The organism is Streptomyces sp. NPDC093111 (assembly GCF_040683955.1).
In the GTDB taxonomy this organism is placed as follows: domain Bacteria; phylum Actinomycetota; class Actinomycetes; order Streptomycetales; family Streptomycetaceae; genus Streptomyces.
In genome coordinates, this window is the sequence record NZ_JBFBNW010000016.1 from 123,548 (window position 1) to 136,441 (window position 12,894).

Here is a 12,894-nt window from a genome sequence, read left to right on the forward strand (position 1 = left end):
GCACCGTGCCCCGAGGGGCTACAGCGCCTCGCGCTTGCTCAGCCAGTTGAAGCACAGCCAGCCCGGCAGCACCGGCAGCCACAGCGTCAGCAGCCGGTACAGCAGCACCGCGGGGGTGGCGACCTCCAGCGGGAGCCCCACCGCGACCAGACCGAAGGTGAGCGCGCCCTCGACCGCGCCGACGCCGCCCGGGGTCGGGGCCGCCGAGCCGAGCGCGTTGCCCGCGAGGAAGACGACGGCGACGCTGGCGTAGCTGACCGACACGTCGCCGTGCCCGAAGGCGCGGATCGAGGCGTCCAGGCAGAACACGAACGCGCCGGTGAGCAGCAGCATGCCGCCGATGCCGGTGACCAGCTTCATGGGCCGCTGGAGCACGTCCAGCATGCGCGGCACCACACCCGCGAAGAGCGAGCGCAGCCGCGTCGAGACGAACTTGCGCATGAACGGGATGGCCGTCACGACGAGGACGAGCACGGCGACCGTCAGCAGGCCCGCGATCACGGTCCTCGACGGCGTGAACGACTGCGACTTCTCCGTGCCGGTCAGATAGCCGAACGACAGCAGCAGCAGGATGTGCACCCCGAGCTGGAACAGCTGCGAGGCGCCCACGCTGGCGACCGCGAGCCCGGGCCGTACGCCCGCGCGCTGGAGGAACCGGGTGTTCAGGGCGACGCCGCCGACCGCCGCCGGGGCGACGATCTTGACGAAGGAGCCGGCCACCTGCGCCACCACGGTCCGCCAGAAGCCGACCCGCTCGGGCACGAAGCCGAGCAGGCTCATCGCCGCCGCCACATAGCTGAGCGCCGAGAAGAGCACGGCCGCCGCGACCCAGCGCCAGTCGGCCTCGCTGATCGTCGACAGCGGGGTGCGCGCGATCTGCGACAGCAGGAAGTACGCGGCGACGGCACCGGCGATCAGACTGACCAGGGTGCGCGGCTTGATCCGCTCCAGGCGGACCGGCTCCACCGGCGCCTGCGGCCGGATCTTCAGCACCTGGTGCCGGATCTGCGCGAGCAGGTCCTCCTCGCGGGCCTCGTCCAGGGCCTCGTCCAGCGCCCGCTTCTCGGCCTTCTTGTCGGCCAGCTTCTCCTCCCGGGCGACCTTCCGGTCGGTCTCCAGGTTCGCCTGGGCGCGCGCCTCGGCGCGGGCCGCCTTGGCCGCCTCGGAGGCGGCGAGCACGGCCTCGCGCTCGCGCGCGGACCGTTCCCGGGCCAGCCGGCGCAGCTCCGCCCGGGTGGAGCGGCTCAGCGCGATCGGCTGGAGCAGCGGCAGACAGTCGGCGATGGGGTCGGGGCCGAGCACCTCGACGGCCGCGGCGACCGCCCGCTCGGCGCCCACCCGCAGTCCGAGGGTGGTGAGCAGCTGGGCGATGTCCATCCGCAGGACCAGGTCGCCGGCGGCGATCTCGCCGCCCCGCAGGTCCGTCAGGATCACCTTGCCGGAACGATCCACCAGGATCGCGTCCCCGGCGAGCCTGCGGTGCGCGATGCGGCGCGACTGGAGGGCCTTCACCTGGCGCCAGGCGCTGCGCACCAGGTCGTCGGTGATCTCCTCGTCGTCCAGCGAGTCGAGGGTCCGGCCGCCGAGGTGCTCGTAGACGAGCATCACGGCGTCCGGGCCGAGCTCGGAGGTGGCGATCAGCTTCGGCGCGTTGGCGCCGGCGGCGATCGCCGCGTAGGCGAGCAGCGCCTCCTGCTCCAGGGCCTGGCGCAGCGAGACGATCGAGCGGCGGGTGGTGATGGTGCGCAGGGTGATGCGCCGCCAGGCCCGGTAGAAGAAGCCGTGGGCCTGCTGCTCGCGGTCGACGACCGTCACGTCGAGCGGTGGCCCGTCCTCCAGGGTCACGATGTAGCGGCGGCCCCGGTCGCCGCTGTCCGCCGAGTCCGGCACGCCCTCGGCGCGCAGCGCGGTCACCGGCCGGAAGCCGACCCGGCGCAGGCCCGCGAGGAGCGTCTGCCCGGTCGGCCGGACGTTGGGGGAGCCGACGGCGTACAGCGTGCCGTACGCCACGGTCCAGCCGATCAGCACGGTCAGGATGATCGAGAGGGCAGTGGTGTACCCGGCGACCAGCATGGTGAACGCGTCGAGCAGCAGCACCATCCACAGCACGACCCGCCAGCGTGGTCTTCGGGCCATGCCGACGGCGGTCATGTACGCGATGACCGGCGCGAGGTAGTTGTGCACGGGGTCGGTGAGCCCGCCGCCGGACTGCGGCTGGGTCAGCGCGTCCTGGATGGTGCCGGGGGCGGCGTTGGCCACCCACAGGTCGGTGGCGAGGGTCACGCCGTGCGCGAGGACCGCGGCGAGCACGCCGTCCGCGATCCGCAGCCCGTCGCGTTTGACGAGCCGCTCGATGGCGAAGGCGACCGGCACGAGCAGGACGGCGATCGAGGAGACGAGCCCCGCGATCTTGACGAAGACGTCGGGGGCGCCGCCGGCGCCCTTGTTGATGTCCTGTTCGAGTCCCGAGGTCGTGCCGTGGGCGAAGGCGGCGATGGCGAGGACGACGGCGATGGCGAGGACGCCGATCAGCAGGCGCATCAGGTCCGAGGGGCGGTGGACCCGGGCGGCGAGCAACGGCTCGTCGCCGGAGACGCGCTCGGGCAGGTTGGACGGCGCCTCGCCGGGAGACCGCCCCGGAGGCTGGATGTCGTGCCCCATCACCATGTCCGTCTCTGCATGCCGTGTCGTGGCGGCCCGTGCCGCCTCATCTTCCGTCGCCGCTGAATGCACCGATGTCACCGACGTCACCGACGCCGCGGTGGTCGCCGCTGTCGCTTCCGTCGCCTGTTCTTGTTCTCGTATCACCAGTCACCGCCCGCACGATGGTGGCACGAAGCGGGGCCGTGCGGAGGCATCAGGGGGTTGTCGGTGCGGTGAGGCAGGATGACCCGAATGGAGAACCAGGAGCTGCCCGAGCTGCCCGATTATGCGGAACGGGTCCTTCAGGCCGCCGAGGAGATCCCGCCCGGCCGGGTGATGACCTACGGGGACGTCGCCGAGTACGTGGGGGAGGGCGGCCCGCGCCAGGTCGGCCGGATCATGGCGCTGTACGGCGGTTCGGTGCCCTGGTGGCGCGTGGTGCGCGCGGACGGCACCCTGCTCCCCGGCCACGAGACACGTGCTCTTGGTCACTACCGCGCCGAGGGCACCCCGCTGCGGCAGCCCCAGGGCGGCGGCACCCCGCGCCTCGACATGCGCAGGGCCCGCTGGGACGGGACCGCTCCGCGGGGCTGAGCCGGTGCCGGGCGGGACGGCCCCGGGTCGCCACGGGGATCGCGTACCGTCGAAGTTCGCGCTTCTCACCCGAGCACCCCGAGAGGCCGGCGCACCCCGGGCACACCTCGCACCCCGAGCTGCCCGCCCACCCTCCACCAGCAGGACCGGCGACCCACGTGACTTCCTCCTCCACCCTCGCGGCTGTGCGGGGCCCCGGCGCGTACCGGCTGGTGCGGACCGCGCCGGCGCCGGCGCGGCCCCCTGTGCTGGACGCAGCGCAGCGCGCGGTGGTTGACCACACCGGCGGACCGCTGCTGGTCCTCGCCGGGCCCGGCACCGGGAAGACCACCACGCTGGTGGAGGCGGTCGCGGCCCGGCTGGAGCGGGGCACCGACCCCGAGCGGATCCTCGTCCTCACCTTCAGCCGCAAGGCGGCCGTCGAACTCCGCGACCGGATGGCGGCCCGGCTCGGCGGACGGCGCCCCCCGCAGGCGACCACCTTCCACTCGTACTGCTACGCCCTGATCCGCGCCCACCAGGACGCCGAGCTCTTCGCCGAGCCGCTGCGGCTGCTCTCCGGACCCGAGCAGGACCTGGCCGTCCGTGAGCTGCTCGCCGGACAGATCGACCTGGAGAAGGCGGGCCTCGGCCGGGTCGGCTGGCCCGACGAGCTGCGCGCCTGCCTCACCACCCGCGGCTTCGCCGACGAGGTCCGCGCCGTCCTCGCCCGCTCCCGCGAGCTGGGCCTCGGGCCGGACGCCCTGGCGGACTTCGCCCGCCGGGTCGGCCGCCCCGACTGGCGGGCGGCCGCAGGCTTCCTCGCCGAATACCTGGACGTCCTCGACCTCCAGGGCGTCCTCGACTACACGGAGCTCGTCCACCGCGCCGTCCTGCTCGCCGACTCCGCCGACCCGGCCACGCTCCCCTCGTACGACGCGATCCTCGTCGACGAGTACCAGGACACCGACCCGGCCCAGGTCCGGCTGCTGCGCGCGCTCGCCGGGCAGGCGACCGGGCCGGGCGGACGCTCGGTCCTCGCCTTCGGCGACCCCGACCAGTCGATCTACGCCTTCCGCGGCGCCGACGTCAACGGCATCCTCGACTTCCCCGCGGCCTTCGGCGGTACGGTCCGCGTCCTCGGCACCTCCCGCCGCTCCGGCGCCGGCCTGCTCGCCGCCACCCGCCTGCTCGCCCAGCGCATGCCGCTGCCCCGGCTCCCCGCCGACAAGGCGCGCGCCCACCGCGAGCTCACCCCGGTACGGGACGGGGGCCGGGCGGAGGTCTACACGTACCCCACCGCCTCCACCGAGACCGAGAACATCGCCGACCTCCTGCGCCGCGCGCACCTGGAGGACGGCGTCCCCTGGCACGAGATGGGCGTCCTCACCCGAGCCGCCGCCCACCTCCCGTCCCTCCGCCGCGCCCTCACCTCCGCCGGCGTCCCCGTCGAGACCGACGCGGCCGACACCCCCCTGCGCCACGAACCCGCGGTGGCCCCCCTGCTGCTCGCCCTGCGGGCGGCGGCCGGGGGGGTGGGCGAGGCCCACGGGGAGGCCCAGGGGGGCGACGGCCCGGGCGCCCACGACGACGCCGACGGGGACGCTGACCTGGACGGCGCTGTGCGCGGCGGCGCGGACGGGGGCCCGGTTGGCGACGCCCTCGGCGAGGCGGACGCGGGCCTTGAAGGCCACGCCCACGACGGCCCGGACGGAGACGCGGCCGATGACGCCGGCCCGGCCGATGACGCCGGCCCGGACGCCGACGCGGCCGACGCCGCCACCCCGGACGCCGACGCCGACCCCCGCCCCGGCGGCGGGTCTCGTGGGGAAACCCCCGTTCCCGGCTGGCTCGATGTCGAGACGGCCGTCGCGCTGCTCGCCTCGCCGCTGGCCGGGATGGACCCGGCCGACCTGCGGCGGCTCGGGCGGGCGTTGCGGGACGAGGAGCGGGCCGGGGGGAACGCGGTGCCCGCGCCCTCGGACGTGCTGCTCGCGCGGGCGCTCGCCGAGCCCGAGCGGCTGGTCGCGCACGACCGCTCGTACGCCCGGGGTGCCCGGCGGCTCGGCGAGCTGCTGCGTGCCGCCCGGGCGCGGCTCGCGGCGGGCGGCACCGCCGAGGAGGCGCTGTGGCTGCTCTGGGACGGCACGCCCTGGCCCGGCCGCCTCGAACGGGCCTCCCTGCGCGGTGGCCCGGCCGGCCGCAACGCCGACCGGGACCTCGACGCCGTCTGCGCCCTGTTCGAGACCGCCGCCCGTGCCGAGGACCGGGTCGGCGGGCGCGGCGCGCTCAACTTCCTGGAGGAGCTCGACGCCCAGGACATCGCCGCCGACACCCTCACCCGCCGCCACACCCGCCCCGACGCCGTCCGCCTCATGACCGCGCACCGCTCCAAGGGCCTGGAGTGGAGCCTGGTCGTCGTCGCGGGCGTGCAGGAGGGCCTCTGGCCCGACCTGCGGCGGCGCGGCTCCCTCCTGGAGGCCGACCGGATCGGCCGCGACGGCCTCGCCGAGCCGCTGACGCCGGGCGCCCTCCTCGCCGAGGAACGGCGGCTGTTCTACGTCGCCGCCACCCGCGCCCGCGACCGGCTCGTCGTCACCGCCGTCAAGGCCCCCGCCGAGGACGGCGACCAGCCCTCCCGCTTCCTCACCGAGCTCGGCCAGGAGCCCAAGGACGTCGCCGGACGCCCCCGCCGGCCCCTCGCCGTCGCCGCCCTCGTCGCCGAGCTGCGCGCCACCACCGTCGACCCCGACGCCTCCCCGGAGCTGCGCGCCGCCGCCGCCGAACGCCTCGCCCGGCTCGCCGCCCTCACCGACGAGGAGGGCACCCCGCTCGTCCCGGCCGCCCACCCGGACCGCTGGTGGGGCCTGGCCGAGCCGACCCGCGGCGAGGTGCCGCTGCGCGACCGAGAGCACCCGGTGGCGCTCTCCGGCTCCGCCCTCGACCAGCTCGCCAACACCTGCGCCCTCCAGTGGTTCCTGGGCCGCGAGGTCAAGGCCGACGCCCCCGCCACCGCCGCGCAGGGCTTCGGCAACGTCGTGCACGTCCTGGCCGACGAGGTCGCCTCCGGCCGTACCGCCGCCGACCTCGACGTCCTCATGGCCCGCCTGGACTCGGTGTGGGACGGCCTCGCCTTCGACGCGCCCTGGAAGTCCTCGCAGGAGAAGGAGAACGCGCGGGTCGCCCTCGAACGCTTCCTGCGCTGGCACGTCATGGACCGCGCCGGCCGCACCCCCGCCGCCACCGAGCACGACTTCGACGTCACGCTCGCCGCGGGCGCCTACCAGGTGCGCATCCGGGGCTCCATGGACCGCGTCGAGGCCGACGAGCAGGGCCGCGCCTACGTCGTCGACTTCAAGACCGGCAAGTCCGCCCCCACCAAGGACGAGGTCGCCCACCACCCGCAGCTCGCCGTCTACCAGCTCGCCGTCCGCGAGGGCGCCGTCGACGAGGTCTTCGGCGGCCGGACGCCCGAGGCGGGCGGCGCCGAACTCGTCCAGCTGCGGCAGGCCGCCCCCAAGAAGGAGGGCGGCGACGCCCTCCCGAAGATCCAGGCCCAGGAGCCCCTCGCGGGCGAGTGGGTCGGCGACCTGCTGGCCTCGGCGGCGGGCCGCGTCCTCGACGAGCGCTTCACGCCCAGCACCGGCCAGCACTGCGCCACCTGCTCCTTCCGCGCCTCGTGCAGCGCCCGCCCGGAGGGCCGGCACGTGGTGGACTAGGCCCCCGCAGCCCGGCCCCCGCCGTCCGCGAAGCCGCCCGCGACACCGTCCGCGAAGTCGCGCGTACGGGACCGCTCCGGCAGGCTTGGATACCGGGGTCGTATACCGGGGTCGTACACGAAGGCCGAACAGCGGGGGGAACGTCGGGGAACCCCCGGGCGCCGCCCGGGGGAGTCCGCGAGGAGGCTCGCATGGCGTCCCACACCACCAGGTTCCGCGCCGCCGCCACCGCCGTCTGCGCCGCCGCGATCGTCGGCGCGGGACCGGCCGCCCTGGCGCAGACGCCACCCTCCGCGGCCCCACCCGCCGCCCGGGTGCTCGCCCCCTCGCCCGACCCCTTCCACGGCCTGACCGCCGACCAGATCGGCGACCGGGCCGTGGCCGCCACCCAGTCCGCGACCTCGCTGCGGATGACCGGCCGGGTCGTCTCCGGCGGCGAGCCGCTGGACGTCGACTTCTCGGTCAACGACCAGAAGCAGTGCACCGGCGTCGTACGGATCGGGGGCGGCGCCGCCGAACTGCGCCAGTCCACCGGCGTCACGTACATGAAGGGCGACGAGCGCTTCTGGCGGGCGTCCATGACCTCCCAGGGCATGCCCGAACCGCAGATCGCCGCCACCATCGAACTGCTCAAGGGCCGCTGGCTGAAGATCACCCCCGGTCAGGCCGGCAGCAGCGACCTCAGCGGCGTCTGCGACCTGAAGGGCCTCCTCGCCGACCTCGGCGAGAACAAGGCCGAGCGCACCGGACTGACCCGAGGGCCCGACGGCGTGGTGTCCGGCACCCCCGTGGCCACCCTCGTGAAGCACAAGCCGGGCGGCGAGACCACCACCGTGTCCGTCTCCGAGCACGGCAAGCCGTACATCCTCAAGATGGTCAAGACCGGCGGTGCGGAGCCCGGCGCGATCGTGCTCTCGGAGTACGACAAGCCCGTCAAGGTCGTGATCCCGCCCGCCGACCAGACCGTCGACCTCTCCAAGCTGGACCAGGGCACCCCGGCGTGACGGACGTCTCGCCCGGCCCGGGATGTCGGCGGTGCCCGTTAGCCTCTTTGGAGTGACCGCACGCATCACCGACCCCGAGCAGCTCAAGGAGCTCCTCGGCATCCCGTTCACCCCGGAGCAGACGGCCTGCATCATCGCGCCGCCCGCCCCGCAGGTCATCGTGGCCGGAGCCGGCTCCGGCAAGACCACCGTGATGGCCGCCCGGGTGGTCTGGCTGGTCGGCACCGGCCAGGTCGCCCCCGAGCAGGTCCTCGGGCTCACCTTCACCAACAAGGCCGCCGGCGAGCTCGCCGAGCGCGTGCGCACCGCCCTCGTCCGGGCCGGGGTCACCGACCCCGACGTCATCGACCCCGACGACCCCCCGGGCGAGCCCCGCATCTCCACGTACCACGCCTTCGCCGGGCAGCTCCTCACCGACCACGGCCTGCGCATCGGCCTGGAGCCCACCTCCCGGCTGCTCGCCGACGCCACCCGCTACCAGCTCGCCGCCCGCGTGCTGCGCGAGGCCCCCGGCCCGTACCCCGCGCTCACCAAGTCCTTCCCGACCCTGGTCGGCGACCTCCTCGCGCTCGACGCCGAGCTCGCCGAGCACCTCGTCCGCCCCCAGGACCTCAGGGCCTACGACACCGGACTCCTCGACGCCCTCTCCCGCGCGAAGCTCACCAACGCCGACCTGCGCAAGGTCCCCGAGGCCGCCGCCGCCCGCCGCGAGCTCCTCGACCTCGTCGTGCGCTACCGCGCCGCCAAGCGCTCCCGCGACCTCCTCGACTTCGGCGACCAGATCGCCCTCTCCGCCGAGCTCGCCACCACCCGGCCCGAGGTCGGCACGATCCTCCGGGACGAGTTCCGGGTCGTCCTCCTCGACGAGTACCAGGACACCTCCGTCGCCCAGCGGCTGCTCCTGTCCGGCCTCTTCGGCCAGGGCACCGGGCACGCCGTGACCGCCGTCGGCGACCCCTGCCAGGCCATCTACGGCTGGCGCGGCGCCTCCGTCGCCAACCTCGACGACTTCCCCGAGCACTTCCCGCACCGCGACGGCCGCCCGGCCGCCCGCCACGCCCTCTCCGAGAACCGGCGCAGCGGCGGGCGCCTGCTCGACCTCGCCAACGGGCTCGCCGCCCCCCTGCGCGCCATGCACGCGGGCGTCGAGGCCCTGCGGCCCGCCCCCGGCGCCGAGCACGACGGCGGCGTCCGCATCGCCCTCCTCCCCACCCACGCGGAGGAGATCGACTGGCTCGCCGACTCCCTCGCCCACCTCGTCCGCACCGGCACCGAGCCGGGCGAGATCGCCGTCCTGTGCCGCACGGCCGGCGACTTCCCCGCGATCCAGGCCGCCCTCGTCGCCCGCGACGTCCCCGTCGAGGTCGTCGGCCTCTCCGGGCTGCTCCACCTGCCCGAGGTCGCCGACCTGGTCGCGGTCTGCGAGGTCCTCCAGGACCCGGGGGCCAACGCCTCCCTGGTGCGGCTCCTCACCGGCCCCCGCTGGCGGATCGGCCCCCGCGACCTGGCCCTCCTCGGCCGTCGCGCCCGGCTCCTCGTGCACCGGCCCGGGAGCGGGCCCGGCGACCCCGACCAGCGGCTCGCCGCCGCCGTCGAGGGCGTCGACCCGGCCGAGGTGGTCTCCCTCGCCGACGCCCTCGACACCTTCCTGGACTCCGGCGGCGAGGACGACGGACTGCCCTTCTCGGCCGAGGCCCGGGTCCGCTTCGCCCGCCTCGCCACCGAGCTGCGCGCCCTGCGCACCTCGCTCGCCGACCCCCTCATGGACGTGCTGCACCGGGTGCTCAACGCCACCGGCCTGGAGGTGGAGCTCTCCGCCTCCCCGCACGCCCTGGCCGCCCGCCGACGCGAGACCCTGGCCGGCTTCCTCGACACGGCCGCCGGCTTCGCCTCCCTCGACGGCGAGGCCACCCTCCTCGCCTTCCTCGGCTTCCTGCGCACCGCCGCGCAGTACGAGAAGGGCCTGGACCACGCCCTGCCCGGCGGCGAGAACACCGTCAAGGTGATGACCGCGCACAAGTCCAAGGGCCTGGAGTGGGACGTCGTCGCGGTGCCCGGCCTGGTCGCCGGGCAGTTCCCGTCGGCCCGCGCCCGCGAGTCCTGGACCTCGCAGCCCCAGGTCCTGCCGCACGCCCTGCGCGGCGACGCGGCCACCCTGCCCGCGGTCGAGGGCTGGGACTCCAAGGCCCTCACCGCCTTCAAGAACGCCCTGCGCGAGCACCAGCACACCGAGGAGCTCCGCCTCGGCTACGTGACCTTCACCCGCCCCCGCTCCCTCCTCCTCGCCTCCGCCCACTGGTGGGGCCCGGCCCAGAAGAAGCCCCGCGGCCCCTCCGACTTCCTCCAGGCCCTCTCCGCCCACTGCGAGGCCGGCCACGGCGAGATCGACGCCTGGGCGGACGCCCCGGCGGAGGACGCCGAGAACCCGCTGCTCACCGCCGACCTCGCCGACCGGGCCTGGCCGCTGCCGCTGGACAAGGAGAGCCTGGAGCGCAGGAGAGCGGCGGCGCAGCAGGTGCTGACCCGCCTGTGGGCCGTCGTTCCGCAGGGCGACGGGGGCACCCCCGGACGAAGTCCGGGGGAGGGCGGGCACGGCCCCGCGACGGCGGCGCCCACCCCCCAGGACCCGCACCCCGAGGACCTCTGGCTCCCCGAGGAGCTCGACTGGCACGACGAGGAGCCCGACCGGCAGGACGAGGAGCCCGACCGGCACGACGAGGCCCGCCACGCGGACGTCCCCGCCCCCCGGGCCGCCCTCACCCCGGAAGACGAACGAACCATCGCCTCCTGGGACCGGGACCTCACCGCCCTCACCGCGGAGCTGCACCGTTCCCGCGCCACCACCAGGGACGTCGTCCTCCCCGCGTACCTCTCCGCCTCCCAGGTCCTCCGGCTCGCCGAGGACCCCGACGGCTTCGCGAAGGAGCTGGCCCGGCCCATGCCGAAGCCGCCGCAGCCCGCCGCCCGCCGCGGCACCCGGTTCCACGCCTGGGTGGAGTCGCGGTTCGAGGAGCTGCCGCTGCCCCTGCTCGGCCCGGACGAGCTGCCCGGCGGCGAGGAGTTCGCGGGCGAGCCCGAGATCCTGGACGAGCGGGACCTGGACGAGCTCAAGGAAGCCTTCGGCCGCACCCCGTACGCCCACCGCACCCCGTACCGGGTGGAGATCCCCGTCCACCTCTCGCTCGCCGGGCGGGTGGTCCGGGGCCGCATCGACGCCGTCTACCGGGACCCGGACTCCGGCGCGTACGAGATCGTCGACTGGAAGACCAGCCGGCTGCGCACCGCCGATCCGCTCCAGCTCGCGATCTACCGGCTCGCCTGGGCCGAACAGCACGGACTGGACCCGGAGGAGGTCGCCGCCGCCTTCGTCTACGTACGGACGGGCGAGGTCGCGCGCCCCGCGCGGCTGCCCGGCCGGGCCGAGCTGGAGCGGCTGCTGCTCGGCGGGGACTCCCCGGACGGGGACACCGCCGGCGCCGGATAGGCTCGGAGCCATGAGCCAGACCCCGGACAACGCCGTCCGCACCGCACGGACCGAGACCGTACGCGCGTACGTCGAGCAGCACCGCGCCGCCTTCCTCGACGAGCTCGCCGAGTGGCTGCGCATCCCCTCCGTGTCGGCGCAGCCCGACCGCGCGGACGACGTGCGCCGCAGCGCCGACTGGCTCGCGGACCGGCTGACCGGGACCGGCTTCCCCACCGTGGAGGTCTGGGAGACGGACGGCGCCCCGGCGGTGTTCGCCGAGTGGGCGTCCGGGGAGCCCGACGCCCCGACCGTGCTGGTCTACGGACACCACGACGTGCAGCCCGCCGCCCGCGAGGACGGCTGGCACACCGACCCCTTCGAGCCCACCGTCGTCGACGGCCGGATGTACGCGCGGGGCGCCTCCGACGACAAGGGCCAGGTGTTCTTCCACACCCTCGGCGTCCGCGCGCACCTCGCCGCCACCGGCCGCACCGCGCCCGCCGTCAACCTCAAGCTGCTCGTGGAGGGCGAGGAGGAGTCCGGTTCGCCGCACTTCCGCGCCCTCGTGGAGAAGCACGCCGACCGGCTCGCCACCGACGTCGTGATCGTCTCCGACACCGGCATGTGGTCCGAGACCACCCCGACCGTGTGCACCGGCATGCGCGGGGTCGCCGACTGCGAGATCGACCTGTACGGCCCCGACCAGGACATCCACTCCGGTTCCTTCGGCGGTGCCGTGCCCAACCCGGCCACCGTCGCCGGCCGGATCGTCGCCGCCCTGCACGACGCGGACGAGCGGGTCGCGATCCCCGGCTTCTACGACGGGGTCACCGAGCTCTCCGACGCCGAGCGGGCGCTCATCGCCGAGCTGCCCTTCGACGAGGCCGGCTGGCTGACCACCGCCAAGTCGCACGGCACCCTCGGCGAGGCCGGCTACTCCACCCTGGAGCGCGTCTGGGCCCGCCCCACCGCCGAGGTCAACGGCATCGGCGGCGGCTACCAGGGCCCCGGCGGCAAGACGATCGTCCCCGCCGCCGCCCACCTGAAGCTCTCCTTCCGGCTGGTCGCCGGACAGGACCCGGCGCACATCGAGAACGCCGTCCGCGGCTGGCTGGCCGGACTCGTCCCGGCGGGCGTCCGGTACGAGATCGTCTTCGGCGCCCCGACCCGGCCCTGCCTCACGCCGCTGGACCACCCGGCCCTGAAGGCCGTGGCCGGGGCGATGAGCCTCGCCTTCGACGGCGCCAAGGTCCGCTACACCCGCGAGGGCGGCTCGGGACCGGCCGCCGACCTCCAGGACGTGCTGGGCGCGCCGGTGCTGTTCCTGGGCATCTCGGTGCCGTCCGACGGCTGGCACGCCCCGAACGAGAAGGTCGAGCTGGACCTGCTCATGAAGGGCGTCGAGGCCACCGCTCACCTGTGGGGCGAACTGCCCGCCGCCCTCTGAGCCGGCCCGGCGGCCCGCCCGCGGGCCCGCCGGCCGACCGTC

General features: G+C 75.4%; 6 protein-coding genes. 5 read left to right on the forward strand and 1 reads right to left on the reverse strand.

Annotated features, from left to right (window positions below; genetic code table 11):
• Positions 1–18: 18 nt before the first annotated feature.
• The gene (locus AB0Q96_RS27600; RefSeq protein WP_365330028.1) at positions 19–2,661 is read right to left on the reverse strand and encodes a lysylphosphatidylglycerol synthase transmembrane domain-containing protein; all 2,643 of its coding nucleotides are present in this window, start codon (positions 2,659–2,661) and stop codon (positions 19–21) included.
• A gap of 225 nt (positions 2,662–2,886) precedes the next feature.
• Here AB0Q96_RS27600 and AB0Q96_RS27605 point away from each other — a divergent pair, with 225 nt between their 5' ends.
• The 5 genes from AB0Q96_RS27605 (at position 2,887) to AB0Q96_RS27625 (ending at position 12,852) form a co-directional block, all read left to right on the forward strand.
• Complete coding sequence (locus tag AB0Q96_RS27605) at positions 2,887–3,237, forward strand: MGMT family protein (RefSeq protein ID WP_365330030.1); 351 nt, start codon at positions 2,887–2,889, stop codon at positions 3,235–3,237.
• Positions 3,238–3,395: 158 nt separating this feature from the next.
• The gene (locus AB0Q96_RS27610) at positions 3,396–6,935 is read left to right on the forward strand and encodes an ATP-dependent DNA helicase (RefSeq protein WP_365330032.1); all 3,540 of its coding nucleotides are present in this window, start codon (positions 3,396–3,398) and stop codon (positions 6,933–6,935) included.
• A 191-nt stretch (positions 6,936–7,126) separates the two neighbouring features.
• Positions 7,127–7,939, forward strand: coding sequence for a hypothetical protein (locus AB0Q96_RS27615; protein WP_365330034.1), 813 nt, complete (start codon positions 7,127–7,129; stop codon positions 7,937–7,939).
• Positions 7,940–7,991: 52 nt separating this feature from the next.
• Positions 7,992–11,423, forward strand: a complete 3,432-nt coding sequence (locus AB0Q96_RS27620; protein WP_365330035.1) for an ATP-dependent DNA helicase — start codon at positions 7,992–7,994, stop codon at positions 11,421–11,423.
• A gap of 10 nt (positions 11,424–11,433) precedes the next feature.
• On the forward strand, positions 11,434–12,852 hold the full coding sequence (locus AB0Q96_RS27625) for a dipeptidase (protein WP_365330037.1): 1,419 nt from the start codon (positions 11,434–11,436) through the stop codon (positions 12,850–12,852).
• Positions 12,853–12,894: the final 42 nt, after the last annotated feature.